General features: G+C 46.5%; 24 protein-coding genes. 8 read left to right on the plus strand and 16 right to left on the minus strand.

The window, feature by feature from the left end; translation table 11 throughout:
* Positions 1 to 17 precede the first annotated feature (17 nt).
* Positions 18 to 2,567 carry an FtsK/SpoIIIE family DNA translocase gene (locus OI18_RS18595; protein ID WP_039142550.1) on the minus strand — a complete coding sequence of 850 codons (2,550 nt, stop codon included), beginning with the start codon at positions 2,565 to 2,567 and terminating at the stop codon, positions 18 to 20.
* Positions 2,568 to 2,615: 48 nt separating this feature from the next.
* Here OI18_RS18595 and OI18_RS18600 point away from each other — a divergent pair, with 48 nt between their 5' ends.
* The gene (locus OI18_RS18600) at positions 2,616 to 4,532 is read left to right on the plus strand and encodes a sensor histidine kinase (RefSeq protein WP_039142551.1); all 1,917 of its coding nucleotides are present in this window, start codon (positions 2,616 to 2,618) and stop codon (positions 4,530 to 4,532) included.
* Here the strand turns inward: OI18_RS18600 and OI18_RS18605 are convergent.
* From OI18_RS18605 to OI18_RS18640, 8 genes are all read right to left on the minus strand, one after another.
* Positions 4,512 to 4,904 carry a DUF423 domain-containing protein gene (locus OI18_RS18605; protein ID WP_039142553.1) on the minus strand — a complete coding sequence of 131 codons (393 nt, stop codon included), beginning with the start codon at positions 4,902 to 4,904 and terminating at the stop codon, positions 4,512 to 4,514. The two genes, OI18_RS18600 and OI18_RS18605, sit on opposite strands and share 21 nt — an antisense overlap.
* Entirely contained in the window at positions 4,897 to 5,403 is a 507-nt protein-coding gene (locus OI18_RS18610; RefSeq protein ID WP_039142679.1) for a shikimate kinase, read from the minus strand. Before OI18_RS18610 ends, OI18_RS18605 begins: the two co-directional genes overlap by 8 nt.
* A 1-nt stretch (position 5,404) precedes the next feature.
* Positions 5,405 to 6,583, minus strand: coding sequence for an acyl-CoA dehydrogenase family protein (locus tag OI18_RS18615; RefSeq protein WP_039142555.1), 1,179 nt, complete (start codon positions 6,581 to 6,583; stop codon positions 5,405 to 5,407).
* Between the two features lie 69 nt (positions 6,584 to 6,652).
* Positions 6,653 to 7,456 (minus strand): orotidine-5'-phosphate decarboxylase, encoded by an 804-nt coding sequence (gene pyrF / locus OI18_RS18620; RefSeq protein WP_039142556.1) that lies wholly within the window; start codon positions 7,454 to 7,456, stop codon positions 6,653 to 6,655.
* 16 nt (positions 7,457 to 7,472) lie between these two features.
* A complete protein-coding gene (gene kynU, locus OI18_RS18625) occupies positions 7,473 to 8,759 on the minus strand; it encodes a kynureninase (protein ID WP_039142558.1) in 1,287 nt (428 codons plus the stop codon).
* An 18-nt stretch (positions 8,760 to 8,777) separates the two neighbouring features.
* The gene (locus tag OI18_RS18630; RefSeq protein ID WP_039142559.1) at positions 8,778 to 9,563 is read right to left on the minus strand and encodes an SDR family oxidoreductase; all 786 of its coding nucleotides are present in this window, start codon (positions 9,561 to 9,563) and stop codon (positions 8,778 to 8,780) included.
* A 5-nt stretch (positions 9,564 to 9,568) separates the two neighbouring features.
* On the minus strand, positions 9,569 to 10,411 hold the full coding sequence (locus tag OI18_RS18635; protein WP_052273380.1) for a glycerophosphodiester phosphodiesterase family protein: 843 nt from the start codon (positions 10,409 to 10,411) through the stop codon (positions 9,569 to 9,571).
* Between the two features lie 32 nt (positions 10,412 to 10,443).
* Entirely contained in the window at positions 10,444 to 11,094 is a 651-nt protein-coding gene (locus OI18_RS18640; RefSeq protein WP_039142561.1) for an FMN-binding negative transcriptional regulator, read from the minus strand.
* A 59-nt stretch (positions 11,095 to 11,153) separates the two neighbouring features.
* Here OI18_RS18640 and OI18_RS18645 point away from each other — a divergent pair, with 59 nt between their 5' ends.
* Complete coding sequence (locus OI18_RS18645) at positions 11,154 to 13,145, plus strand: amidohydrolase family protein (RefSeq protein WP_039142563.1); 1,992 nt, start codon at positions 11,154 to 11,156, stop codon at positions 13,143 to 13,145.
* A gap of 3 nt (positions 13,146 to 13,148) precedes the next feature.
* Here the strand turns inward: OI18_RS18645 and OI18_RS18650 are convergent, their stop codons facing one another.
* The gene (locus OI18_RS18650) at positions 13,149 to 14,243 is read right to left on the minus strand and encodes an Mrp/NBP35 family ATP-binding protein (protein WP_039142565.1); all 1,095 of its coding nucleotides are present in this window, start codon (positions 14,241 to 14,243) and stop codon (positions 13,149 to 13,151) included.
* A gap of 97 nt (positions 14,244 to 14,340) precedes the next feature.
* Here OI18_RS18650 and OI18_RS18655 point away from each other — a divergent pair, with 97 nt between their 5' ends.
* The 5 genes from OI18_RS18655 to OI18_RS18675 all read left to right on the plus strand — a co-directional run bounded on the left by OI18_RS18655 (position 14,341) and on the right by OI18_RS18675 (position 20,313).
* Complete coding sequence (locus tag OI18_RS18655) at positions 14,341 to 14,982, plus strand: carboxypeptidase-like regulatory domain-containing protein (protein ID WP_039142566.1); 642 nt, start codon at positions 14,341 to 14,343, stop codon at positions 14,980 to 14,982.
* 28 nt (positions 14,983 to 15,010) lie between these two features.
* Positions 15,011 to 15,907 carry a 3-hydroxyacyl-CoA dehydrogenase family protein gene (locus OI18_RS18660; RefSeq protein WP_039142568.1) on the plus strand — a complete coding sequence of 299 codons (897 nt, stop codon included), beginning with the start codon at positions 15,011 to 15,013 and terminating at the stop codon, positions 15,905 to 15,907.
* Positions 15,908 to 16,043: 136 nt separating this feature from the next.
* Entirely contained in the window at positions 16,044 to 16,499 is a 456-nt protein-coding gene (locus OI18_RS18665) for a globin domain-containing protein (RefSeq protein ID WP_152616881.1), read from the plus strand.
* 23 nt (positions 16,500 to 16,522) lie between these two features.
* A complete protein-coding gene (locus tag OI18_RS18670; RefSeq protein ID WP_039142572.1) occupies positions 16,523 to 19,552 on the plus strand; it encodes a ligand-binding sensor domain-containing protein in 3,030 nt (1,009 codons plus the stop codon).
* A complete protein-coding gene (locus OI18_RS18675; protein WP_039142574.1) occupies positions 19,549 to 20,313 on the plus strand; it encodes a LytR/AlgR family response regulator transcription factor in 765 nt (254 codons plus the stop codon). The genes OI18_RS18670 and OI18_RS18675 overlap by 4 nt, the downstream gene beginning before the upstream one ends.
* Before the next feature lie 18 nt (positions 20,314 to 20,331).
* On the opposite strand, the gene OI18_RS18680 is transcribed toward OI18_RS18675, so the two are convergent.
* Genes OI18_RS18680 through OI18_RS18695 form a run of 4 tightly spaced genes read right to left on the minus strand, consistent with a single transcriptional unit; the run spans position 20,332 to position 23,462 of the window.
* On the minus strand, positions 20,332 to 20,994 hold the full coding sequence (locus OI18_RS18680; protein ID WP_039142575.1) for a hypothetical protein: 663 nt from the start codon (positions 20,992 to 20,994) through the stop codon (positions 20,332 to 20,334).
* The gene (locus OI18_RS18685) at positions 20,991 to 21,530 is read right to left on the minus strand and encodes an RNA polymerase sigma factor (protein WP_240312797.1); all 540 of its coding nucleotides are present in this window, start codon (positions 21,528 to 21,530) and stop codon (positions 20,991 to 20,993) included. Before OI18_RS18685 ends, OI18_RS18680 begins: the two co-directional genes overlap by 4 nt.
* A gap of 8 nt (positions 21,531 to 21,538) precedes the next feature.
* The gene (locus OI18_RS18690; protein ID WP_039142578.1) at positions 21,539 to 22,321 is read right to left on the minus strand and encodes a hypothetical protein; all 783 of its coding nucleotides are present in this window, start codon (positions 22,319 to 22,321) and stop codon (positions 21,539 to 21,541) included.
* Positions 22,322 to 22,331: 10 nt separating this feature from the next.
* Positions 22,332 to 23,462 (minus strand): hypothetical protein, encoded by a 1,131-nt coding sequence (locus OI18_RS18695; RefSeq protein ID WP_039142579.1) that lies wholly within the window; start codon positions 23,460 to 23,462, stop codon positions 22,332 to 22,334.
* 102 nt (positions 23,463 to 23,564) lie between these two features.
* On the opposite strand from OI18_RS18695, the gene OI18_RS23960 reads away from it, so the two are divergent.
* Positions 23,565 to 24,449 (plus strand): YdcF family protein, encoded by an 885-nt coding sequence (locus OI18_RS23960; protein WP_052273381.1) that lies wholly within the window; start codon positions 23,565 to 23,567, stop codon positions 24,447 to 24,449.
* A 351-nt stretch (positions 24,450 to 24,800) separates the two neighbouring features.
* Here OI18_RS23960 and OI18_RS18705 read toward each other — a convergent pair whose 3' ends face one another.
* Positions 24,801 to 25,406, minus strand: a complete 606-nt coding sequence (locus tag OI18_RS18705) for an IMPACT family protein (RefSeq protein ID WP_039142581.1) — start codon at positions 25,404 to 25,406, stop codon at positions 24,801 to 24,803.
* Between the two features lie 18 nt (positions 25,407 to 25,424).
* Complete coding sequence (ribD, locus tag OI18_RS18710; RefSeq protein WP_039142583.1) at positions 25,425 to 26,468, minus strand: bifunctional diaminohydroxyphosphoribosylaminopyrimidine deaminase/5-amino-6-(5-phosphoribosylamino)uracil reductase RibD; 1,044 nt, start codon at positions 26,466 to 26,468, stop codon at positions 25,425 to 25,427.
* Positions 26,469 to 26,481: the final 13 nt, after the last annotated feature.

Here is a 26,481-nt window from a genome sequence, read left to right on the forward strand (position 1 = left end):
AAATATTAAGGTATTTCCTAAACGATCCGGGAGAGCAATTCTTCCAGTTCGACCTCAGTTTTAATAATCACCTCCCTGGCTTTGCTTCCGAGATTCGGACCTACCACTCCGGCGCCTTCCAGCTGGTCCATCAATCGGCCTGCCCTGTTGTATCCCAGTTTCATCCTCCTCTGGAGCAGTGAAGTGGAGCCAACCTGGTTCTGGACGATCAGTCTGGCCGCTTCCTCAAATAACGGATCCTTATCATTCAGGTCAAAGTCCTTTCCCTCCATGTCTTTCTCGTCAACATATTCCGGCAAAAGGAATGCCTGGGGGTAACCGCGTTGTTCGCCGATAAAAGCGGTAACGTCTTCAACTTCCGGGGTATCGACAAATGCGCACTGCAGCCTGGTGAGCTCACCATTGTAAGAGATGAGCATATCTCCCTTTCCGATCAACTGTTCAGCACCGCCTGCATCAAGGATGGTTCGACTATCGATCTTTGATGAAACTTTAAATGCGATCCGCGCGGGGAAGTTTGCTTTAATGGTACCCGTGATAATATTTACCGAAGGACGCTGGGTTGCAATGATCAGGTGAATTCCTACCGCCCTGGCGAGCTGTGCAAGCCTGGCAATTGGCATTTCCACTTCTTTACCTGCGGTCATGATGAGATCGGCAAACTCGTCAATAACAAGTACAATAAAAGGCAGGTATTGGTGCCCTTTCTGCGGATTCAACCTGCGCTTTACAAATTTCTCATTGTACTCTTTGATATTCCTTGTTCCCGCCTCTTTCAGCAGGTCATACCGGTTGTCCATCTCAATACACAGGGCATTAAGCGTATTGATCACTTTTTTTGTATCTGTAATAATCGCTTCTTCTTCGCCCGGCAGCTTGGCAAGAAAATGCCTTTCAATGGTCCTGTAAAGGCTTAATTCGACTTTTTTCGGATCCACCAGCACAAACTTAAGCTGCGACGGGTGTTTCTTATATAAGAGCGATACAAGTATTGCGTTCAAGCCCACTGACTTTCCCTGACCTGTCGCACCCGCCATTAACAGGTGTGGCATTGCAGCGAGATCAACAATGAAATTCTCATTGTCGATTTTCTTCCCTACTGCGATTGGCAGGCTATAGTTGTTATGCTGGAATTTATCCGAGCTCAGCAGGGTCTTCATGCTCACAACAGTCTTTTTCACATTCGGCACTTCAATCCCGATGGTTCCCTTTCCCGGAATTGGCGCTATGATCCGGATGCCCAACGCGGCGAGGCTCAGGGCAATGTCATCTTCGAGGTTCTTGATGCGCGAGATCCGCACGCCCGCAGCCGGTACAATTTCATAAAGCGTCACGGTAGGGCCAACCGTGGCACTGATCTTCTGGATCAGGATATCGTAGTTCTTGAGTGTGTTGATGATCTGGTTCTTGTTCGCTTCCAGTTCAGCAGGATCCTGTACGATCTTTTCACTGCCATGGGTTTCCAGGAGATCCATCCCCGGGTATTTATAATCCCTCAGGTCGAGTGTCGGCTCATAAGGTGCAAGCTCTTCTGTCTTATTCTCACTGCCTTCGTCCTCTTCCTCCTTCTCCGGGGCAGCCGGTTTTATTTCAAGTTCAAGATCATTTACCGGAGCGGAAACAATTACCGGTTTAACGGGAGGAGGTGGCATTTCCACATGAGTCAGTCTTTCAGGTTGTTCCGGTGGCAGGGACGGTTCCGGTTCAAACGGAATTTCTTCTTCTTCCCTATTCACTTCTTCTCGTTCAATTACTTCAAGTGGAAATTCGTCAATTGGTTGCGGGGGAGGTATCACAACGATCCCGCTTTCTTTTTTCAAACCATTCTTCTTAGCCTTGTCTTCAATAAAAAGCTTCGGTGAGGGTTCATCTTCATTTTTCCCAACTTCTTCCTCACTGGCAAGGGGCTGAACTTCCGGCTGCGATTTCTTCACAGGAAGGGAAGGCATTTTGGGAACTGTGAAAACCGGGTTGAACCGCCAGATGAAATAGGCAAGTCCACCCACCAGCAGGATCGCTCCTGTGCCTACCGTTCCAAGGAAGCTTTCCATCCAGTTGCTGATCATTGTACCGACAGCTCCTCCCCATGGAAATGTGCTGGCACTCGCAAAAAAAGCAAACGCTACACTGAAATACAGTAGGCCAATAAGTACATAACGGACATTCCGGGCCAGGCGGAACAATTTTTTGCCAAAAAGGAGGTTGGCACCTGAGACAAAAAACAGGCTGCAGACAAAATAGGAAGCCAGCCCGAACGCCTTATAAAAGAAAAAATGTGAAGCCCAGGCTCCCAGCCTGCCGAGCAGGTTTGCCACCCTGATGTCGTCGCCAAAAAGGAAGTCACTTCCGCCGCGAAAAACCTTATCCTGGTCTTCCTTCCATGTGAACAGGTACGATGTAAAGGCTATAAAAAGGAAAACGGACAGCAATAGCAGGACCGCACCAATGATCTTATGAGTACGTTCGTCTTTCACCAGCGATTTCACCTCAACTTTCTCCTCTTTCTCCGGCCGCAGATCAACCGGTTCGGGTATTGGTTTTTTCTTGGACTTCAGCTTATTTGCCATAGCCACAAATATACATTTAGCAGCAAAAGAAATTGTATTTTGGAAGCTATGCACCGGCAACTGCTTATATTTTTTTTCCTGATCATATATAATCTGCCTGCTTCAGCCCAGTTACAAAACCCGGGACGGGATACTATACGTGTTAGTTCTTTCCGGTTGTTCCGGCCAATTAGTAATGAAACGGGAATCTTTATCGATTCCACGAGAATAGTGAATACAGAACACATTCTCCGGCTGCCTGGGCTGCAGTCCATTCCCCTTGCTATGAACCGGAAGCTGAGCCCGAGATATATCGGAAAACCCTGCTTCCTTCAATTCAGTATTTTAAATGATACAGACTCTTCCACGAGTCTGTATTTTCTTCCGGGCTTTTATTTCAACAACATCAATTTATATAAATGGAAGCAGGGATCGGGAAAGTTTGAACTGGTATCCAGTTCATCCACCGGCCAGACAGTAAACCGGAATGTGGTCAGGAAACTCGACCTGGCGCCAGGAGAATTCGCTGTTTATATTACTGAACTGGATTTTATCAAGACAACTGTCAACACTATTACGCCAACGCTTACATACGAGTATTATCTACCCTTGCTGATCAGCCAGTTCCAGAATGAGCGCAGGCTCAGTTCCATTATCACTTATCTCATCTGCGGCATAATGCTGATGATGATCTTTTATTCCCTGGCTGCGTATTACATGAACCGCAATTCGGCGTTTCTTTACTATTCCGCATATGCAGGGTTGCTGGGGCTGATGTTTTTCCTGAAGGCCTACATGTTTAAACGGCCCACCGGATCAAATTTTTATTTTGAAAGTTATTTTGACTTCATCTTACAGGCGACAGGCACCATATTCTACTTTATTTTCCTGCGAAGGTTTGTGAATGCACGTGCAGAATTCCTGCGCCTTGAAAAAGTGCTTTACAGCGTCCAGTTGCTGACCGTCGGCGGTATGATTCTCTTTACTTTCTTTAATTTTTTCAGTGACGAGTTCAGGTGGCAAAACCTGACGGAGAATTTTATAAAATATGCATGGTCTTTCAGTACGATCTTCTTTATCGGGTATGCGCTTTTTAACCGAAGCCAGATTCTGCGGTACCTTGCCATCGGCCATACCTTCCTGTTCGCCGGCGGTTTGCTGTCACTTTTCCTGATCAACTCGTCGCACCGGTTTGCCAATGCTGTATCACCACTGATTAACGATTCATTGTTCTGGTATGAAATGGGAATCCTTTTCGAACTGGTATTCTTCCTTGTTGCGCTTTCGTTCAAAAACCGCCAGGATATCAGTGCAAGGGCGAGGGAAAAGGAAAGATTGCTTATGGAGTATGAAAAAGGCGCAATGGAAAAACAGATGGCCATCCTTGCCGCGAAACAGGAGGAACGTAATCGCATTTCTGCCGACATGCATGATGAACTGGGTTCAGGGGTAACTGCTATCCGGCTGATGAGTGAACTTGCCAAAGCAAAGATGAAAGACTATACATTGCCGGAAATTGATAAGATCTCCAACTCTGCGAATGACCTGATCACTAAGATGAATACGATCATCTGGACAATGAAAAGTTCAAATGATTCCGTAGACAATATGATCGCATATGTGCGGGCGTACGCGGCTGAATTTCTCGACAATACTGATATCCGGTACCGGGTGCAATACCCTGATAATCTGCCGTCAATTGAGCTGACGGGTGAGAAAAGGAGGAATATTTTTCTCTGTATCAAGGAATCGTTGAACAACATTGTAAAACATGCAAGGGCTAGCGAAGTGCTGATAAGTTTTAAAATCGGCCCGCACCTGGTTATACAGATCCACGACAATGGGACCGGACTTCAGCCCGACACCATGCGCGAGTTCAGCAATGGACTTACCAATATGCGCAAAAGAATGGAAAACATTGAAGGGCATTTCAGCATCCGTACCCACGAGGGAACTATCGTTACCTTAAGTATCCCGCTTGAGTAATCCTCCGAGTAAGAAGAGCCAGCCGGCCACAAAGAACAACCCGCCTATAGGTGTAATAATACCAATGCCGCTGTACCCCACTGTCTGTGTTGCTTTCAGGAAAGTAAGCAGGTAAAGTGATCCGCTGAAAAGCAGGATACCGGTAAAAAAACACTGTGCAGCGCGTTTCATCCGGATGCCGGGAAAATGGATAGCTGAAAGCCCCGTAGCGAGTAACGCAAACACGTGGTAGAAATGATAACGGACGCCGGTCTCGAAAGTTGACACCGTTTCAACCGGAACATATTGTTTTAGACCGTGTGCGCCAAAGGCTCCAAGGATCACGGCAAGTGCACCTAAAATGGCGGCTGAAGACAGGATAGACCTACTCATGCTCAATTGCAGATTTTATTTGTTCAAGTGAAAGCGTTTCTTCCGGCAGCACGAGATGTGCCTGTTCATAATAGAGTTTCCGGTCGTGCAGTTTCTTAACGATAAAGGCCTTCATTTCGTAATCAGGAATATCGCGAAGCAAGGGCCGGTGATTCTTCTCCTTCATCAGGCGTTGCAACAGCACCGGCGTTGAAGTATTCAGCCAGATCACTTTACCATTATCTTTCATGAAATCGATGTTGCCAAAAAAGCAGGGAGTTCCGCCACCGCAGGAAATAACCATATTCCCGTTTGCTTCTGTAAGTGTGGTAAGTAGTTCTTTCTCGAGCATCCTGAAATACTCCTCTCCTTTTTCGCTGAAAATTTCGGGGATCGTCTTATTCTCATGCTGCGTTATAACATCATCGAGATCATAAAAAGGTACTTTCATGCTGGCTGACAGAAGTCGTCCCCAATGCGACTTGCCACTTCCCATAAATCCTATCAGGTAAATGCGCATGTTATTTGAAAGCATTTAGTCCGGTAACATCCATACCGGTGATCAGTAAGTGTATATCATGGGTACCTTCGTAGGTGATGACGCTTTCGATGTTCATCATATGGCGCATTACAGGGAATTCGCCTGTTATGCCCATTCCGCCGAGGATCTGGCGGGCATCACGGCATACATTGTGAGCCACTTCGCAGCCGTTTCTTTTTGCCATACTCACCTGCGATGCTGACGCCTTGCCATCATTCATCAATACGGCTACACGCCAGTTGATCAACTGTGCTTTGGTAATTTCAGTCACCATTTCCGCAAGCTTCTTTTGCTGCAGCTGAAAACCACCGATCGGCCGGTCGAACTGTACCCTTTCTTTTGAATACCGCAATGCGGCATCGTAACAATCCATTGCTGCACCTACCGTACCCCAGGCAATGCCGAAACGTGCCTTGGTAAGACAACTCAACGGCCCTTTCAACCCTTTTACATTGGGAAGGATATTCTCCTTCGGCACTTTCACATTATCGAAAACCAATTCGCCGGTAGCAGAGGCCCTGAGACTCCATTTACCATGAGTAGTCGGTGTGCTGAAACCTTCCATTCCCCGCTCCAGGATCAAACCATAAATTTCTCCCTGCTCATCCTTCGCCCATACGACAGCAACTTGCGCGAAAGGCGCATTACTGATCCACATTTTAGAACCGTTAAGGATCACGTGGTCACCGGCATCCCGGAAATTTGTCAGCATGCCTGCAGGGTTGCTGCCATGATCGGGCTCGGTAAGCCCGAAACAACCCAACCATTCGCCGCTTGCCAGTTTTGGAAGGTATTTCCGGCGTTGCGATTCACTTCCAAACTCATAGATCGGGAACATTACCAGTGAGCCCTGCACGGAAGCGGTTGAACGGACACCGCTGTCACCCCGCTCCAATTCCTGCATCATCAATCCGTAGCTGATATAATCCAGTCCGCCACCACCGTAGTCGACCGGAATAGTGGGGCCGAAGCATCCCATATCACCCAACTGTTTAACAATCTGCGTTGGAAACTCAGCTTTCTGCGCGTAATCTTCTATAATCGGAGAGATCTCTTTTTTTACATAATTGCGAACTGCGTTCCTTACCATCAGGTGCTCTTCTGAAAGCAACTCATCCAGGTTCAGGTAATCGGGCGATTGAAATTGGTCCGTGGACATGGCAAATATTTAGTTGAGCTAATGTAGGTCAATAAGTGAATAGGTCAATCGGTGAATAAGGAATGAAACTTATGAGAAATACTGCGACATTTCGGTGCTGTATTGCTGTGCAATGGCAGCGGCCTCCGTGGCAAAAGACTCATTTTCGGCGGCATAAATAATCGCACGGCTTGCATTCACCAACAGGCCGCAGTCGCTGTTCATTGCCTTGTCTGAAATTTCACTGAGACTGCCTCCCTGGGCACCCACACCGGGAACCAGGAAAAAATGATCAGGTAAGATTTTCCTGATATTGGTAAATTCTTCAGCCTGAGTAGCACCAATTACAAACATCAGATTTTCCGGGGTACCCCATGATGACACCGTCTTCAGCACTTTTTCATACAGGTACTGACCGTCTGTCTTTTGCAGTTCAAAATCCTTTGCGCCTTTGTTGGATGTCAGTCCCAGTACAATTGTCCATTTGTCTTTATATTCCAGGAATGGCTGAACACTATCCGCGCCCATATAGGGTGCTACAGTGATGGCGTCAAACGCCAGGGTTTCGAAAAATGCTTTTGCATACTGGGCACTTGTATTCCCGATATCACCGCGCTTGGCATCAGCAATTTTAAGATGTGTTGAAGGGATATAATTCACTGTTTCCTCCATTGCCGCCCAGCCTTTAAGTCCCATTGCTTCATAAAATGCCGTATTGATCTTATAACTCACGCAATAGTCTTTGGTGGCATCAATGATCGCCTTATTAAATGCAACTATAGCGTCGGGACGCGACTGAAGGAATTTTGGGATTCGGTCAAAATCAGTATCAAGTCCCACACAGAGGTATGACCGCTTATTCCTGATCTGGCCGATTAACTCAGTTCTGTTCATTCTGCGAAGATAGTCATTACTGGCTGTCGGGAAGGGCTGCCAGCGCTGTTTCAATCACTGACACAAACTTCCAGATCTCTTCATAACGGTTATATAAAGGAACAGGAGCGACGCGAATGACGTCTGGTTCACGCCAGTCCGCAAAAAAACCTGCTTCTGTCAGCTGCTCAAAGACTCTCTTTCCATGCACAGGAATCAACAGTGACACCTGGCAACCTTTTTCCGGTGTATTTCCTGGCGTAAGGATCTCTATCCTGCGGGTTCCAGGCCTGGATTGAAGCTGATGGAGCAGGAAGAGCAGGTAGCTGCTCATCTGCTGGCCTTTCTGAATCAGCCGCTCAAAGCCCGCTTCTGCAAAAATCTCAAGCGATGCACGGTGAGCGGCGTACAGGATGGGGGAAGGTGTACTCAGCTGCCAGCCTTCTGCAGATCCGGCAGGAATAAAGCCCTTTTCCATTTTGAAGCGAGTGGATTTTTCATATCCCCACCACCCTGCCAGCCTGGGAATTGAAGGGTTCTTGTGATAACGCTCATGAATATAGGCTGCACCCATGGCACCGGGGCCACTGTTCAGGTATTTATAGCTGCACCAACAGGCAAAATCCACGTTCCATGTGTGCAGCCGCAGCTCGATGTTTCCGGCGGCATGGGCAAGGTCAAACCCCGCAAGGGCACCAACGCCATGAGCCGCCCTGGTGATTGCCGCCATATCAAAGACCTGGCCTGTATAATAATTAACTCCGCCCCATAAAACGAGAGCAAGTTCATCACCGCAGCTTTCGATGGCGGAAATAATATCATCATGCCTGATCAGGTATTCCCCTTCATGCGGGGAAACTTCGATGATAATATCCTCCGGGCTCAACCCCAGGTGCTTCACGTGCGTTTCAAGCATGTACTGATCGCTGGGAAATGCCTTTGCTTCGCAAATGATCTTTTTTCTCCTGCCCGATGGCCTGTAAAAACTCACCATCATCAGGTGCAGGTTTACTGTCAGTTGGTTCATTACTGTCAGCTCCGACGGCAATGCGCCAACAATACCTGACAAAGGGAGGATCAGATGATCATGATAGTCGAGCCAGGGATCATCACCCATAAAAAAAGCTTCCACACCGTAACGCGCCCATTGCTTCAGAACGCGGTCGACATACCCGGCGGTTCGTTTAGGTTGCAGGCCCAACGAATTCCCAAGAAAGTAAACCTGTTCAGTATCATTTACCGTTGGAATGATAAATTCTTCACGAAAGGACCGTAGTGGATCCTGCGCATCCAGTTGCTTCGCGTATGCCTGACTGTTATTCATATTGTCAACAAAAAATAATTAAATACTTCCGGTGCGACCACCATCAACGGGAATACTTGTGCCATTTACATATGACGCTGCCGGTGTTGCGAGGAATGCTGCCACCGCAGCTATCTCACTGGCAGTTCCAAACCGTTTGGCCGGAACCTCCGCAGCCATAGCAGCAGCCTGCTCCTCCTGTGAAATGCCTTTTTTCCCTGCCAGCGTAGCAGTCAGGCTATCGAGCCTTGCCGTACTTGTAAAACCGGGTAGAACATTATTAACCGTGATACCAAACTCTGCAAGCTCATTGGCTAATGTTTTTGCCCATGAAGCAACAGCACCGCGAATGGTATTGGAAACGCCCAGGTTATGCAGCGGGATTTTGACAGACGTGGAAATGATGTTTATGATACGGCCGTACTCTTCACTTTTCATACCTGGTACCACTGCCTGAACAAGTCCGTGATTTATCACAATATGTTGTCGAAAGGCAGCTTCAAAATCGTCACGTTTTGCATTCAGGATAGGGCCAGCCGCCGGGCCGCCCGTGTTATTAACCAGGATGTGAATCGGCTGCTCGCCGGTTAACTTTTCAATAGCTGCCTGCACCTGCTCAGGTGCCGTAAAATCGGCAACAGCATATTTGTGCAATTGGGCCGCTGTTCTCCCGAGCGAAGACACCGCTTTTTCCAGGGAGGCTTCATTTCTCGCGATCAGGATACAATTTGCGCCGAGCAATGCAAGCTCCTGAGCCACTGCAAGACCGATACCCTGGGTGCTTCCGCATATCACTGCTGTTTTACCGTATAATGAAAGTTCCATCAGTGTTATTTAAGTTGACGATAGAGGTCAGGATAATCAGAAATCAATCCATCAACCCCCAATGCTTTTAACTGTTTCATTTCTTCGATCCGGTTCACGGTCCACGGAATCAGTTTCATCCCCTTTTCATGACAACTGGCAACAAGTTCGCGGGTGACAAGTGAACTATTCGGGCTATAAATATCCGGAACATACCCGAGTTCATTCAGCTGTTCTGCCAGGGAACGCTTGTCATGCCCTTCGATAAGCATGGCTGTTCGCAGCGCAGGGAACTCTGCATGAATATATTTCAGTGTCCTGAAATCAAATGACTGGATACAGGTCCTTGACTCTACCTTTTTGCTCAATACAATACCTGCCACCAGTGATGCAAATTGTTCCGGAGCAGGATGAAACACATTGTCGCCCTGCGGACTGCATTTTGTTTCGATGTTGTAATACGGTTTCGGTCTTCCTGTACTGTCTGCATGCATTTCGGCCGCATCAATAACATCAGCCAGCAACGGTTTTACAGCCCCAATTTTCTTTTGCTGTGGAAAATCAGGGTGACCTCTTCTTCCTACATCATATAATTGCGTAACGGAATAGGTCATTCGAAAAATATTCGTCTGCTGTTCTGTACCGGGATCAACCGGCCGACCGTCAGGATCAGTGCTTATTTTGCTGTTAAACCATGGTTCATGCGATATTAACACTTTATTATCGCCTGTAACCACCGCATCCATCTCGAGCGTGGTAACGCCAAGATCCAACGCCATTTTCATCGCAGGTATGGTATTTTCCGGAAGCAGGCCACGGCATCCCCTGTGTCCCTGCAGGTCGAATTCAGGCTGAACACCTGGTATCATGATAAGTATTGACAATACAATTATACAACTGATCATATCGGTTCTGCATCACCGTTGGGAAATACCTTTTCTTTCCTTTTGCTCATTATCTCCGCCACGCGCATGTCTTCTGCACTTCCCTTCTGCAGGTGGCTGATGATGTTATCATAACCGGCCTCGTTTCGGTTCTGGCTCATTTTAAAGACATGCTTAATCTCCGTAACTTCAATCTCGAAAGCAGTGATCGCCTTCATCATGTTCCTGACATAAGTTTCATCCAGTTGATGCACAAGGGAGGGAGAATCTTCTCTGGCCTCAAAATGCCGGGTGAGACGGGAAAGAAAATCAAATAACCCGTCATCATCCAGGAAACGCAGGGAGCCGTGTGCATGAACGGCCTGGTAGTTCCAGGTACTCGCGGTTTTTGGATCAGTATACCAACTGGCACTGACATAACTGTGAGCTCCGGAAAATATTGCCAGTACGGATGGGTTGTTTTGAAAAGCTCTGGTATGGTCCTGTTTTTTCATGGTATGGCCGAGCAGGTACAGGTGGCCGTCCCTTTCTTCGATCAGTACAGGAATATGCGACGCTACTGGTTGTCCGGCAGCGCTTATACCGCACAGTATGATAAAGGGATGTGCTTTCATGAAAGCAAGAACTTCCGCATTATCAACCGCCTTGAAATGAGGGAGATCATACATAGCATGAAGGTATCTAAAATATTTTTTGTAAATTCTATCGTTGAAATTCAATCCTGTTTATGTATAAAAGCCTGGTTGCGTGCCTTGTTATCGTGATGATGGTGTCTACCGGATCCATGGCTGCTGACACGGTCTATTATAGTGTAGTTCAACATGGTCAATTCACCGGCAGACATCTCCGCTGGAAAGACAGTCCCACAGAATATGGCTATTTCCTTGAATACAACGATGCCGGAAAAGGTCCTTCCATACTCAGCAAAATAACCGTCAATTCACTGGGCCTGCTGAGCACTCAGTATATTACAGGTTTCGATTATTATAAAGCACCAGTGAATGAAAGCTTCGAAGTAAAGGATGGCAAAGCTTACTGGAAAAACGGGATCGAGAAGGGGTCAGCAACTTTCAGCAATGAAATATATTCAGGCTTGAATTCACTTCCAGGTGAAATTGAATTGCTGTTGAATGTACTACGCTATACGGGCAGGAAACAAACGACAATTTTACCGGCAGGAACCCGCGAAGTGAAGAAGCTTGTCAGTTACCAGATGAGGGGAACAACAAACCGGGTCACGCAACTTGACCTGATTTCAGTTGCAGGCGGTGGACACGCTCCCATTTATCGTTGGGTTCACCAGGATAACCGGCTCTTCGCCGCTGTGAGCGACGGGGTATCGATTATTGAGGCGGATCACGAAGAGCTTGTGGATACATTGTTGTCCATTCAGAACCAATTTACATTCGCCTTCCTGAATAAAGTGGCAGTTGAAAGCATGAAACGTCCGCCCTCAGGTTTCGCTATCAAAAATGTCACACTGTTTGAGGCCGATTCAGGTAGAACAGCAACGAACAGAACAGTGTTGGTCAGGGGTGATACAATCGAAAAAGTGGGTCCGGCAGGAACAGTCATCATTCCGTCGAATTATACCGTGATCGATGGTACAGGCAAATTCCTCATGCCAGGATTATGGGAGTCCCACGGGCATTTTTTACCGGAAGACGGACCATTCATGCTGGCGCAGGGAGTTACCAACTTCAGGGACATGGGAAATAACAATGTGGCACTACGAAAGGCACAGCGCATGATGGCAGCAGATAGCCTCCCCGGCCCGGATATCAGCGTATTTTCCGGTATACTGGACCTCGCTAATGAACAGACCGTCCCAACCGTTGGTATAATCGAGACTCTGGAACAAGGTCTTGCCCAGATCGAGCAGTATCACAAAGACAGCTGCAAACAGATCGTGTTGCATGGTTCCATTTATCGTGACTGGGTAACACCGCTTGCCGACAAAGCTCATGAACTGGGGATGAGGGTATGCGGCCAGATCCCGGCGAGAACGGTGGCACGGCAAGCCTTATACCTGGGTTATGACGAAATCAGTCAGCTGAACATGATTGCCCTGAATTTCCTGACTGACACTGTGGACACCCGCAGCATGAACAAGTTCTTCATTCCAGGCAGGTACGGACATACAATAGATATGAAAGGAAATGTGTTCCTTGCTTTCATGAAATTGTTGAAGGACAGGGAAACAGTAATTGATCCGACGATGAGCCTGCTGGAAAGAATGTATACGTACAAACCGGGTAAAATAAACGCTGCATACCAGCCACTGGCCTCCTTCCTGCCCCCGGATATAAAACGGGAAGTAATTACGGGCGGGTACATAGATACTGATTCGCTTTCAAAGCAATACCAACAGTCATATGCCCACATGAAAAGAATACTCAAGGCAATTTATGACAACGGAAATATAATAATTGCGGGCACTGACGGTGGAATACTCCAGCATGAACTGGAGATCTACAGTGAGTGCGGGATTGCTAATTCAGATGTGCTCCGCAGTGCGACCTACTGGCCGGCACAGGTTACCGGCAACCTGGATAGGTCAGGAACTATTGAAGCAGGGAAGACTGCCAATATGATCCTGATCGATGGCAATCCCCTGCTTCAGATGAAAGATATCCGTAAAGTAGACCTGACGTTTAAGCGCGGAAGGATCTACGATCCCAAATCCATTTACGCGGCCTATGGATGGGGGTATTACTGATCGTTATGCAACAACTTCAACCACACGCGTTGCTTCAAGATGCGCATTCCGCATTGCAATACTTCTTGCTGCGATGCCTGCAAACGACTCAAACGCCTTCCTGGAAACTGCATCGTCGCTCATCATGATGGGAACACCTTTATCACCACCTTCGCGGATGCTTTGGACAAGAGGAATTTGACCAAGGAACGGGATCTCATATTCTTCTGCAAGCTTCTTCCCGCCCTCCTTTCCGAAAATGTAATATTTGTTTTCAGGAAGTTCAGCCGGGGTGAAATAGCTCATGTTTTCAACAATACCGATAATGGGTACATTGATCTGGGCCTGGCCAAACATAGCTATCCCTTTTTTGGCATCCGCAAGTGCAACATCCTGTGGAGTTGTTACTACCACAACGCCGGTTACCGGCACGGTTTGCAACAAAGTGAGGTGAATATCACCTGTGCCTGGTGGCATATCAATAACCAGGTAATCCAGTTCGTCCCAGAATACATCGGTTACGAATTGCCTGATCGCGCTGCTGGCCATCGGACCGCGCCATACAACGGCATTTTTTTCATCTACAAGTAGGCCGATACTCATCAACTTGATACCGTATCGCTCCAGTGGTACGATCATCCCTTTTTCGCCTGCATTGATCATTTTCGGCCTCTCCCCTCTCACTCCGAACATTATAGGAACACTCGGGCCATAGATATCCGCATCCATAAGGCCGACGCTTGCTCCTCCCTGTGATAAAGCAAGTGCCAGGTTTGCAGCAACCGTACTTTTGCCTACTCCGCCTTTTCCGCTCACTACGGCGATGATATTTTTTACTTTCGGCAGAACTGCGCCGGTATCTTTTCGTACTGTGCTGGTGTTGGCCGTAAAGTTCACCTGAACATTAGCTTCCTTATTTACCAGTAAACGGATGGCATTGACAGATGCGTTCTTCATCATGTCTTTCATTGGACATGCCGGTGTCGTGAGAACAATTGTGAATGCCACATCATTCCCTGAAACTGAAATGTCCTTCACCATATTAAGAGTAACAATGTCTTTTCCGAGGTCAGGTTCCTGAACGTTGCTAAGTGCCTGTAATATTTGCTCTTGCGTCATTATTAGCTGTGTTGGTAGTGGAATTTTAGTGCAAAATTAACCAATGAGGGCCGTAAAATGTTTAGGCTGAACAGACGAAGTCTATATATTTGGCTTAATGAAGCGAATTCTACCTATACTTATAATTATTTTTTTTACTATCTGCCAACGTGCACAGGCACAGTTTGAACAGATTAAAGATTCGGTGGTTCAATTATATGGGGTAGTGATGACCGCTGACAGCCTGGTGGGAATTCCCTCTGTCAGTGTTACCATAAAAGGGGGAAGAAGGGGAACCTTTACGAACGAGCAGGGCGTTTTTTCAATTGTTGCGCTAAAGGGCGACAAAATAGAATTCAGCAGTGTGGGATACAAGCCGAAGCTGGTGGAGATCCCCCGTAACCTGGAAGGAAACCAGTTCAGTGTTGTTCAGCTGATGGTTGTGGATACGCAGTACCTGCCTGTAACGATCATCAGACCCAGGCCGACAAGGGAACAGTTTGAAAGGGATTTTGTGAATACCCAGGTGCCTGACGATGACCTGGAAATTGCCCGTAAAAACACCGATGAACAAACCCGCAGGGCGCTGTTGGCAGTACTTCCTGCCGACGGAAAGGAAGCAGCCAATTATACACTTCGTCGCCAGGCTCAGAAATATTCTTACACTGGTACGACTCCTCCCATCAACCTCATGAATCCGATGGCCTGGGCTGAATTTATCAAGGCCTGGAAGCGTGGCGACTTCAAAAGCAAGAAGTAGCCTTATTTTTGCTGCCTAAATAAAATGTATGTTTCAAACGATTGCTGTCATTGGTGCCGGCACCATGGGTAACGGTATTGCACATGTATTTGCGCAGTTCGGATATAAGGTAAACCTGATAGACTTAAATAATGAGCAGCTGGACAAGGCGCTGCAGACCATTAGCAGGAACCTGGAGCGCCAGGTATCAAAAGGACTACTGTCTGAAGAAGACCGGTCAGCCGCATATGAACGCATCAGCACTTTTAATGCTATTGAAGAGGGCGTAAAAGACGTGCAGCTGGTTGTTGAAGCAGCCAGTGAAAGCATCAATATCAAGCTGGAGGTATTCAAAGCGCTTGATAAACACGCCCCGCAGGAAGCCATACTGGCAACAAACACCTCATCTATTTCCATCACACGAATTGCCGCGGTCACGAACAGGCCGGGTAAAGTGATCGGTATGCACTTTATGAACCCGGTACCGGTCATGAAACTGGTGGAAATCATCAATGGCTATGCGACGGAAAGTGAGGTAACAGAATCGATAACAACGCTTTCAAAAAGCATCCAGAAAATCCCCTGTGTAGTAAATGATTACCCCGGTTTCATTGCCAACCGTATATTGATGCCAATGATAAATGAAGCCATATACAGCCTGTATGAAGGTGTGGCAGGGGTAAACGAAATAGATACGGTGATGAAGCTGGGCATGGCCCACCCGATGGGACCGCTGCAACTCGCAGATTTTATCGGCCTGGACGTTTGCCACAGCATCCTGCAGGTACTTCATGAGGGATTCGGCAATCCGAAATATGCCCCCTGCCCACTGCTAACCAATATGGTTACTGCCCGAAAACTGGGCGTTAAAACCGGTGAAGGCTTTTACACCTATGCAAGCGGAAGTAAAGAACTGCAGGTGAGTAACCGATTTTCCAGGCAGTAAAACGGTTCGGCCCCCAAAACCGACGGTTCATGGTCGAATTTCTACGACTCAGTGGAATAAAATTTTCCGGGTCAGATGATTAGGACATTTTTACAGCGGATTAAGGCTAGCCCCTTTGATCATTAAACCTTAAACTATGTCCTTCGTCCCAACCATGGAAATGACTCCACGGCAAATGCAATGCGTCAGGAATTCCTGGCGCAATTTCAGGGACCTGGATCCCGCTTTTTTTTCTGAACCATTCTATGCAAAGTTATTCGCCGATCATCCGGCGGCGAAAAAAGTGTTCGGCGATAACCTGGCCGAACACTTTTCTTTTCTTCATGAAATGCTGAGCCAGCTGGTTTCACGGATTGACCGTCCGGACCAATTGCTTATAACATGCAGCCGGATCGCCCGGAATAACGCAGCCCTTGGCATGAACGAAAAGTTTTATGAATGGTACGGACATGCACTAATCTGGACCCTCAGGCAAGGCGCCGGAGCTGACTGGAATATGGAAACAGAGCAATCCTGGATCTCATATTATAAATATCTCGTAGACCAGATCCATAACCTCCAGCATGGAATTGCAGAAGCAATAGATCATTAACCCCTGTGTTGTATTTTGCGGCCATGTCCCAGTTTTCCAGGTTTCCCGTCATTTTTATTGTCTTCCTGATATCCTTAAACGCCATGGGCCAGTCACACATGGTCAATGTCCGTCATATCACAACAAGGGAAGGCCTGGCAGATGGAGTAGTGCGTGCAATTGGCCAGGATCGTTTTGGCTATATCTGGATTGGTACAGTAAGCGGGTTGAACAGGTTTGACGGCACAAACCTTGTGCGATACCAGAGCGATCCGAGGCAACCGGGCAGTCCGCCCCCAAGCGTTCCACGGAATATTTACAGCGATTCGAAAGGAAATCTCTGGATTGGATTCAACAATGGACTCTACAGGTTTGAGCATGAAACAGACAAATTTATCCTCGTAAATGGCTCGGAATCGTATTCTATTACAAAGATCGTTGAAGATACAGCGGCAGCAGTTCTTCACCTGTTAAGTGACAATGGTATTGCTCAATACCACATGAATCAAAAAGAGTTCATGTGGATCGATAAAAATGGTGATCTTGATTTGAGGGAAGGTGTTGAGAACAAATACATGGATATTGCCTTCAAAAATTCAAGGTTATACATTGCAACAAACAAGAACCTGCGTCAACTCGCCAGGGGAAGTAAAGATATTCACCGGCTTGACACGGCACTCATCCCGGAGAAAGATCTCCAACACCTGGCTGTAGATCACGAGGGTAATATCTGGCTGTCATTCGGAGGGAACAGTCATCTTGTACGGAAGATTCATCCTTCCCTGAAAAGTTCGGAACTGATGCCACTGTTGGATGAGGTAGATGCGAGGAGCCATAATAATTTCGTAAGAAACATTTCGGTTGATAAAAAAGGAAAGATCTGGTTCCTGAACAGCAACCGGGGAGTCGCTAACTACAATAATCAAACGAAGGCATTTACCTGGTACAAATACCAGGAAGTAAAGCCAAACACGCTGTCACCCACGCATGCCTATGATCTTTTTGAAAGCCGTGAAGGCACTATATGGTTGGGCACAGAAGGCTATGGGGTCGACTATTTCGATCCGGACAAAAGTATGTTCAAAGTTATCTCCTCATACGAAGACCCGGTTGTGCCAAGGAATGCGACGTGGGCAAGGGCTGCGGTTGAAGATATTGGTGGAGACATCTGGATGTCGTGGGTAGGAGGACTGACACGTCTGGACATAAAGCAAAAAAAATACACGCACTGGGAAAATTTTTACAGTGACCAGATGGTACTTTATAGCATGTCGGTTCGCGCACTTCTTGCCGATTCAAAAGGATTTATCTGGATAGGTACCGCTAAGGGCCTGAACAGGCTGGAAAAAGCAACGGGTAAAATTGAGTTTCTGACCATCCGGGATTCAATGCCTGAATCAGGATTCTATTGGTCACTGGTGGAAGACAGCCAAAAAAACATCTGGGCAGGAACCGGCGAAAACCTGTTTTATAAAAATGCACAGGATGGAAAACATTACAGTTCGGCAAGCCATCCTTTATTGGCCACGGTTATTGACACAGGCGTGAGAGCGATCTATGAAGATAACCGGAAACGCCTGTGGTTTGGCCTTAACGGCACTGGCCTTGTGATGTACGACCCTGCAAAAAATCTTGTAAAAAAATGGAGCAGGACACAACAGAACGACAGCACTTTACTTGGCAACACAATAACAGCAATTCACCAGGATAAATCGGGGGTCATATGGCTGAGCTCATTCAATGGACTTGTAGGATATGATGTAGAAGAGGATGTTTTTCACCAGTATACGCATGCGCAACAGCTTCCTTCCCTCAAATGTTCCGGCCTGATGGTTGATTCACTTAACAGGTTGTGGGTGGGAACCACTTCCGGCCTGGCGATGCTTGACCCTGCACGGAAACATTTTACGACTTTCACAGTGGAAGATGGATTGCCGACACTGGAATTTTCAGACATGCCTGCTACAAAACTGCGAAACGGAGATTTTCTATTCCCAACAATGTTGGGATATGTGCAGTTTAATCCACTGAACCATTCTTCCCGTTATAACCCATTGCCATTATACATCTCAAGCATACGCGTGTTTGACAAAGTGTACAAAGGCAATACAAATACCGAATCTATTCCCAAACTCGACCTGGGACACAACCAGAACTTCTTCTCCTTTCAACTCGTTGCTATCAACTACACAAACCCGGTAAGAACGTGGTACGCGTACATGCTGGAAGGCTTTGACAAGGACTGGATCATCTCAAAAAACGGACTCGTTAATTATACGAACGTACCTGGCGGCAAGTATAAATTCCGTTACAAAACAAGCCTGGATCCGGAACAATGGAATGTTCCGGAAAAGCATCTGGAAGTATTCATTGGAACAGTATTTTATAAAACCTGGTGGTTCATCCTGTTAATCGCTGTAGCTGTTATATCGCTGATGTACATGTGGTACCTGGCCAGGATTAACCAGCAGAAAAAAATCTATTCTTTGCAAAGCAAGGCCCAGCTACTCGAAAAAGAAAAAGCATTGGTGAAGTTCGAAGGATTGAAACAACAGCTGAACCCGCATTTTTTATTTAACTCGTTGTCATCTCTCGGAAGTCTTATACGTATGAACCAGGCGCTGGCTATTTCTTTCCTGGAAAAGCTCAGTAAGACTTACCGCTACATCCTGCAAAGCAGAGACCTGGACCTCATATCTCTTGAAGAAGAAATCCGGTTTGCCGCTTCATATTTCAGTTTACTGGAAACACGTTTTAATGAAGGATTGCAAATAAATATTGATATTAGTCAGGAAGCAATGAAGTATAAAGTGGTTCCTGTTATTCTGCAGAACATGATCGATAACGCCATCAAGCACAATATTATCGCCGGGGATACACCACTGACACTGGACGTTTTCACGGACGATGGCTATCTCGTTGTCCGAAACAACCTGCAACTCAAAAAGCTGGTAGAAACCAGTAACAAACAGGGGCTGAATAATCTGCTTTCCCTCTACCGTTACCTTACAGAAAAGCCCATGACTATTGAAAGAACTTCACAACATTTTACAGTTAAAATTCCATTGATATGAAAGCCCTGATCATTGAGGATGAGTTGCTGATCGCCAGGGAGCTGAAATATAAAATTGAAATGGCTGCCCCGGATGTTGAGATCCTGGAAATTTTACCCAGTCTTAAAACAAGCAGGAAATGGTTTATGCAGAACCCGCAACCGGATCTGCTGTTTATGGATATACAGCTAAGCGATGGAGTGAGTTTTGATCTGTTAGAGGAGTTCAGCCTGGACTGCCCGGTAATTTTCACAACGGCTTATGACGAGTTTGCCGTGAAGGCATTCAGGAATAATGGCATAGACTACCTGCTTAAACCTGTTGACCTGGATGAACTGACAGTTGCGATCAATAAATGCAGACAATATTTAGGCAAAACTGCAGCAGTACCTGATCTCAAAAAGTTACTTGATATTATCAGCAGCAAGGAGCCAACAGGTACGTACAAGGAAAAATTCATTGTACATTTCAGGAACGGTCTTGTCCCCATTAATGTTGACCAGATCGTATGTTTTACGCGCGACAATCTCTATTATCTCATTACCGATAAAGGCGAGAAATATCCTATCGAATATGAGAGCCTGGAAGAAGTGGAGCAAATACTGGATCCCAATCTTTTCTTTAGGGCGAACAGGCAATGCCTCGTTAATATACACGCCATTCAAAGGGTAGTACCAAACGAGAATGGGAAACTGAGTATTTATCTCGGGGAAGTTTACCAGGAGGCAATAGATATCAGCCGCGATAAAGCACCTGCATTCCGAAAGTGGCTGGACCGATAGTCATTCGATATCGACAAACTAGGGACCGCCGCTGTCTTTTTTCGGTACAACCCTGTATTCATCCTGGCTGATCGGAATTCCTGACGGTTTTTTGCGTCCCCCCGAAACAGAATCCGGCTTCTTTTCACGGGCGCCTGAAACGGACAACGGGACAAGTAGGTTATTACTATCCTGCCTTGTTACCGGTTCATCAGGGACCTTTATACCGCTTTGATTTCCAACTGCGGGTTTCACATCAAGGGAATCCACTCCTGTTATCACCTTTGAATTTGCCGGTAGTCTTTCTGCAGGTTCCACCGGCGGTAGTGAAATTGCAGAATCTTTATGATCGGGTTGTTGTAATACCGGCTTCGGAGCTACCGAAGGCCCGATCATCCTGTAAGTTTGCGTCGGTTCATTTAGCCTAAAATCATTCAACCGGATGTTACCGGTTTCACGGAACAGCAATAACGACGCTGCTCCTAAAAAGATCAGGAATGACCAGCCGGACCACCCCTGTCCGCTTCCACCTGCCGGTACCGGACCGGAAGGATCATTGTCCTCACCATCCTCACCGGTTGGCGGATCTTCATCAAGTTCTTTTTCGATGCGCAGCCAGATGTCGTCCGCCAATGCAGGCAGTGGCGGAAGTTGTTCCAGCTTTGCAGCGATCAATTGTTCATATGGTAGAACCTGACTCATCTAAATTCAACATGAAGAATTTGCTTTTGTAATTGTTTTCTTGCTTCACTAAGATGCCATTTACTTGTGCCTTCGCTGATGTTTAACTTTTCAGCGATCTCGCGATGGTTATAGCCATCGACTGCATACAACACAAACACCGCGTGCGTGGCGGGCGGCAGTTGCTGGATCATGGTCATGAGCTCCTTGGCATTCAACTGCTCGATTGCCGCGTTATTGATATTGGGAGCAGCAACTGTTTCCAGTTCAAGCTCCATTTCTTCCCCGAATTTGCTTCTTGATTTGATGTGATCAAGACCTTCGTTTATTATTATTCTTTTAAGCCAGGTCTTAAAACTTCCTTTGGTCTGGTCGAAGCTGCGGATGCTCCGGAATACTTTCAAAAACGATTGACTAACGATATCCGCAGCATCCGCATCATCCCTTGAGTAACGCAAGGCTATGACCATTGCAAATTCATAGAATTGCCTGTACAGTAATTCCTGCGCCTTGCGATTGTTTGCAATGCAGCTTTCAATTATAACCTGTATGGGCAATTGTTTTGTCAATTGCCCGGATCCTGCTTTCGTTTCAACATAAGTGCCGAAGATACGGCAGCAGTCACCAATTTGTATGCAGGATCCATATCATTTATCATGATTACCCTGTTGTCGAGCATATCCACTACACCAATCACCCCTTTGTCAATAGTCAGTTCATAACCTGCAAACATTGGCCCTCCTACGATCTTCACTTCTTTCCCCTTGGGATTGGTATAATTACCAATACGAAGTGACTTGATCCCGATTGTAAGATCACCATTACTTGCATAACCTTCCTCTTCATCATTCCTGTTTACAAGTACAAGCTGCCAGGGTTCGGGCTGCTGGTCCGCCATCAGAACGATCGCCGCTGAAAATGCGTATTGATAACCTTTGGAATGGGTAAGTTCTCCCCAGCGAGGATCGGGCGCTTTGTATACAATCTGCTTCTCACTGAATTTTTCCATTGCAAAAACCCCTGCCTGCATATTTCCATGACTGATGCTGTATTGCATCTTATTTTTTTCGGAAATGGAACGGTCATCCATTCCGACATTGAACACTTTCACCAGCTGGTCTTCCAATCGGAAACTGATCCTGCTATGCTGCATCATTGAGCTGAAGTCCCAGCCCCTTTTTACGCTGGTTGTACTATACTCGCCGAACTGTAACTGCTGATTTATCATCCAGCCGTTCAGTCCGCTTACTTTCATTGATGTGGATGCTGCCTGGAATTTGTCGGGCACCGATACTTTGGCGGCGGTACAGGAAACCAGGAAAATCAGCAATATTGATAAATATTTCATGTTGGTAAATTTAATAAGTGAAGACGATTTTTGATCTATACAGGGCCTGGTTTGTCTGACCCGACTTGAAATATTTGATGAGGACTACCGGGTAACCGTCGGCGTCATAGGTATATTCCTGTTTGTCAAGAACGGCTACTGGAATCACACCACCGTAACCTTTCTGTTGTGTGATAAGATTATTTTTTGAACTGTTTGCCAGGTAAAGGTCAGGGAACAATACCTGGTGATACGGATTGATATAGGAATCATAATTGTATTTACCGCCTTCAGATGCACCTGTTGAACTTGCAGCACGGTCTTCAACCTTGTTTCCCCCCACGAACTTCATATTGTAGTGCATGTTCTGACCATTGTCGAATAACAGGTAAATGTCTGCAGTTTTACCACCAGGTACCACACCGTACTCAATTGTATTATACGTTTTCTGGCCATAACTGTCCTGGCTTACGTTTACGATCTGTCCCGACGCAGAATATTCAAAACCTGTCTGGGCAACCCTGATATCTTTTTCGTTATACCGGTCTACTCCTGACAAGGTCCCGTTGGTATACACACCTTTATCAGTAAGGGTAAGCCTGAGATCACTGTACTCGGGAAGCTTACGGAAGTAGTCGACCTGCGCGAGATTACCCGAAGTATTATAAGTATACAAGCGTTTGGCTTTGGGTTGAAAATTACCTTGTACTTCCAGGTATTCCATTTCCATCTTAAGTTTTTTAAGACCTTTCGTACCGCCCATTTCCACCAGCATACCTTCCTTCAGTTCCTGGCTGCTGATGGATTGCTCATCAGTGATATTCCATTGACTAAGCCGGATCCGGTGACTAACAGCCGATTTAGGCAGCTTCAAGTTATTGGAACCGGGAAGCAAGCGCTTGTTTGTGGTAGACACCTGTCCATTCTCCAGCGTACTGGCGATAACGAGATCCGCCGGGATACTGTCGTACGTTGCAAGTCCAACCTTGATTACGGCTTTGATAAAAATGCTGACTGAGTCAGCTGCAGGTTGGGTGGGTGGGACAGGAACGTCCGGGTTTCCGGGTACGGGTTTATTGCCCGGCCGGGGAATTTCCGTTTCTTTTGAGCAGGAGAAAAGAACGAAAGCTAAAAGACAGATAAGGTTCATTGTTTTTTTCATGTAAAAGCATTTTATACCAACTATACCCCTGCCGAAAGAAAAAGGGTTGGGTAGATTTCATGCCATTCACAATACTTTAACAAGTAGCTTACCTTTACCGCTATGCAATTCTTCTTTTCCAAGCTTGTCATTTTCCTTATTGCCCCGGCAAACTGGATCATTTGCGGACTCATACTCTTCCTGGCAATCCGTTCAAAACGATGGAAAAAAATAACCGGCATAGCTACCCTTTCGATCGGCCTGCTCTTTACCAACCCCTGGCTGTTCAGGACGGCCTGTCTCAGCTGGCAGCCCGACAGAACTACATTAAACGGAAAATTTGGAGCAGTTATCCTGCCAGGTGGCCTGGCTGGATACGACAAAAACGGGGAAGGCTATTTTGGTCTTGCCGCTGACCGGTTTATCCAGACTGTTGCGATATACAGGCAGGGATATGCAGACAAGATCATCGTTACAGGGGGTAATGGACTGCTCAACAGGAACCTACTCCCGGAAGCTGATTTCCTGTATCAGCAGTTGATCCGCCAGGGTGTACCTGCACGGGATATCCTGATCGAAAACAAAAGCAGGAATACCGAACAAAATGCGTTGTTCACCAAACAATTACTAGACAGTGCCGGCCTTACGCCACCGTTCGTGCTTGTAACATCGGCAATGCATATGCGCAGGTGTGCGCAGGAATTCAGTAATGCCGGGATCAGAACAGTTATTTACCCCAGCAATTTCGAAGTGATCAGGTCAGATCTCAATTTCCTGGAATTCTTCTGGCCAGACCTATCCATTCCGGAAAAATGGGGCCGGTTGTTAAAAGAAGTACTTGGATACTGTGTGAGCAGGAACCGTCAGGCTGCGAGGTCAGCTGCAAGGTCGGAACGAATTATGCCCGAGCAGAAAGCCAGCCAGGCATCCTGTAAAGATTCATCCCATTCTGGAGAAAGTATATTCTTGACGGTAAGCAAAAGTGTTTCGGTAATACAGGAAAGCTGATCAGGGCCGAGTTCTGTTGAAAATCCGAAATCCTGCACCATTGATACAGGGCATGCCGGCTTGTTCATTTTATTAATATAATAGCCGAACATCTTCATCAACATGCCAGTCTGCATAGACATCGGTGTGCGGAAATATGCCCTGAGTTCGGGGGCGGTTTCGAAGAGCCGGTCATAAAACAGAATTGCCAGCCTGAGCGGCTCTTCTCCGGCTTTCTGCCAGCTTTGTCGAACAAGCTGCATTTGGAAATTGGTCATACAGATAAGGTTTTACACGATGCAAAAATTCAAAAAACGGAGCTGTTCAACCAAACTGAAATGAATGAATGGTCATTTTCTTAGAATGAATCGTTCAACATTTAACCGTTTCCACCGTGCGCAGGTCTTTAAGACGATATAGTACTTCTTCTTCCCTATTGACCGGCACCCCGATGGTGAAGAGGCAGAACAACTGAATATCCTGGCTTACTACTGTGCAATTATAATGCCGGATAATCATCATCACCTCATTCATCGTGGTGTAGTCAAACTGCAGCCTGTACTGGATTTCAACTGCCTTTTGTACAAATGGTATCGTTTGCAGAACCAGAGAAGCTGTTGTCTTGTAAGCGTTTATAAGTCCGGGCACACCGAGTAAAGTGCCACCAAAATACCTGACTACCACTACGCAAACATTCGTTAGTTCCTTACTGTCTATCTGGCCAAGAATAGGCTTCCCGGCCGACCCGGAAGGTTCGCCGTCATCATTGACCCGGAATTTGTTGCCATCGAGCCCGATCCGGTAAGCAAAGCAATAATGACTGGCTTTGGGATGTTCCTTTTTGATGTTGTTTAACGCTTCCTTGAGTGATTCAGCGTTCGGCAATGGAAATGCATAACCTATAAACTTACTACCCCTGTCCCTGAATGTCGCTTCACCTGGCCGTTCAATTGTGTTATAATAATTTCTGTTCTCCATTTCGTTGCACAGGAATGCTCAATACCTGTTTTGATAAATTTTTATGGAATCGGAAAGGTAAGTTTCTGAATGTATTAAATCGCCTTTTGAAAAGATTGGTGCATCACTGCCATCATCGATCAGCATTTCGTTATTTGTGATCACACGTGCCTCATCCCAGAGGTTTTCGTGGATAAAAGTTTGCAGGAATCGTGTTCCCCCTTCGATTATTACAGATTGGATGCCCAGTTTATACAGACCAGCCAGCATCTGTTCGGCCAGCGGTTCGCCGGGTTTCATTAAAAGATACCTGATATGCTGATCGTCACCCTCTTTAACTTCATTAAATACAACCGTTCGCGCATCGGAAGAATAGATGTTTTGCGAGCGTGGTATCGAAAGCTTTTTGTCCAGGACAATGCGTACTGGGTTTCTTCCCGGCCAAAGCCTGGTGGTAAGAAAAGGGTTGTCGAGTAATGCGGTATTGGTTCCAATAGCAATTGCAGCCTCCTCACTTCGCCATTTATGGACCAGGGTGTTCGTCCATGCGTTACTTATAAAGACTCTCCCACTTCCACCACCGCTGATTTTACAGTTTGAAGATTGTGCCCACTTCAGGATTACATACGGGCGACTGAGAAGATGAAAAGTGAAAAATCTTTTATTCAGATCAGTGCACGCTTCTTCAAGCACATTTGAAATGACTTCAATACCTGCAGCCTTCATCTTTTCAATTCCCTTACCATCCACTTCTTTAAAAGGATCCCGGCAACCGACTACCACTTTCCTGATCTGTTTTCTGATGATCAGATCAGCACAGGGTGGTGTTTTCCCAAAATGAGCGCATGGCTCAAGCGATACGTAAAGTGTACTTTCCTGTATCAGGGGGACGTCTTCCGGTAAAACACTGTTAATGCAGTTTACTTCTGCATGAGCCTGTCCATATACCTGGTGATAGCCTTCACCGATGATCCTCTCATTATAAACCAAAACTGCCCCCACCATGGGGTTTGGGGCAACATGGCCAGCGCCTTTACGCGCCAGCTGAAGGCAGCGGTACATGTATTTGTCATCAGGATCCATAAGCGGGCACAAA

Origin of the sequence: Flavihumibacter solisilvae (assembly GCF_000814475.1) — a bacterium.
Classification (GTDB): Bacteria; Bacteroidota; Bacteroidia; order Chitinophagales; family Chitinophagaceae; genus Flavihumibacter; species Flavihumibacter solisilvae.

Coding starts and splice junctions, on each gene's coding strand:
- OI18_RS18630 (WP_039142559.1), bottom strand. CDS start 9,563: ATGGAACTTTCATTATACGGTAAAACAGCAGTGATATGCGGAAGCACC.
- pyrF (WP_039142556.1), bottom strand. CDS start 7,456: ATGAACAGAACTGAGTTAATCGGCCAGATCAGGAATAAGCGGTCATAC.
- OI18_RS18610 (WP_039142679.1), bottom strand. CDS start 5,403: ATGCGCATTTACCTGATAGGATTTATGGGAAGTGGCAAGTCGCATTGG.
- OI18_RS18640 (WP_039142561.1), bottom strand. CDS start 11,094: ATGTATGATCTCCCTCATTTCAAGGCGGTTGATAATGCGGAAGTTCTT.
- OI18_RS18660 (WP_039142568.1), top strand. CDS start 15,011: ATGTTTCAAACGATTGCTGTCATTGGTGCCGGCACCATGGGTAACGGT.
- OI18_RS18650 (WP_039142565.1), bottom strand. CDS start 14,243: ATGACGCAAGAGCAAATATTACAGGCACTTAGCAACGTTCAGGAACCT.
- OI18_RS18695 (WP_039142579.1), bottom strand. CDS start 23,462: ATGAAAAAAACAATGAACCTTATCTGTCTTTTAGCTTTCGTTCTTTTC.
- OI18_RS18675 (WP_039142574.1), top strand. CDS start 19,549: ATGAAAGCCCTGATCATTGAGGATGAGTTGCTGATCGCCAGGGAGCTG.
- OI18_RS18670 (WP_039142572.1), top strand. CDS start 16,523: ATGTCCCAGTTTTCCAGGTTTCCCGTCATTTTTATTGTCTTCCTGATA.
- OI18_RS18680 (WP_039142575.1), bottom strand. CDS start 20,994: ATGAGTCAGGTTCTACCATATGAACAATTGATCGCTGCAAAGCTGGAA.
- OI18_RS18635 (WP_052273380.1), bottom strand. CDS start 10,411: ATGATACCAGGTGTTCAGCCTGAATTCGACCTGCAGGGACACAGGGGA.
- OI18_RS18665 (WP_152616881.1), top strand. CDS start 16,044: ATGTCCTTCGTCCCAACCATGGAAATGACTCCACGGCAAATGCAATGC.
- OI18_RS18595 (WP_039142550.1), bottom strand. CDS start 2,567: ATGGCAAATAAGCTGAAGTCCAAGAAAAAACCAATACCCGAACCGGTT.
- OI18_RS18690 (WP_039142578.1), bottom strand. CDS start 22,321: ATGAAATATTTATCAATATTGCTGATTTTCCTGGTTTCCTGTACCGCC.
- OI18_RS18605 (WP_039142553.1), bottom strand. CDS start 4,904: ATGAGTAGGTCTATCCTGTCTTCAGCCGCCATTTTAGGTGCACTTGCC.
- OI18_RS18645 (WP_039142563.1), top strand. CDS start 11,154: ATGTATAAAAGCCTGGTTGCGTGCCTTGTTATCGTGATGATGGTGTCT.
- OI18_RS23960 (WP_052273381.1), top strand. CDS start 23,565: ATGCAATTCTTCTTTTCCAAGCTTGTCATTTTCCTTATTGCCCCGGCA.
- kynU (WP_039142558.1), bottom strand. CDS start 8,759: ATGAATAACAGTCAGGCATACGCGAAGCAACTGGATGCGCAGGATCCA.
- OI18_RS18655 (WP_039142566.1), top strand. CDS start 14,341: ATGAAGCGAATTCTACCTATACTTATAATTATTTTTTTTACTATCTGC.
- OI18_RS18705 (WP_039142581.1), bottom strand. CDS start 25,406: ATGGAGAACAGAAATTATTATAACACAATTGAACGGCCAGGTGAAGCG.
- OI18_RS18600 (WP_039142551.1), top strand. CDS start 2,616: ATGCACCGGCAACTGCTTATATTTTTTTTCCTGATCATATATAATCTG.
- OI18_RS18615 (WP_039142555.1), bottom strand. CDS start 6,583: ATGTCCACGGACCAATTTCAATCGCCCGATTACCTGAACCTGGATGAG.
- ribD (WP_039142583.1), bottom strand. CDS start 26,468: ATGGATCCTGATGACAAATACATGTACCGCTGCCTTCAGCTGGCGCGT.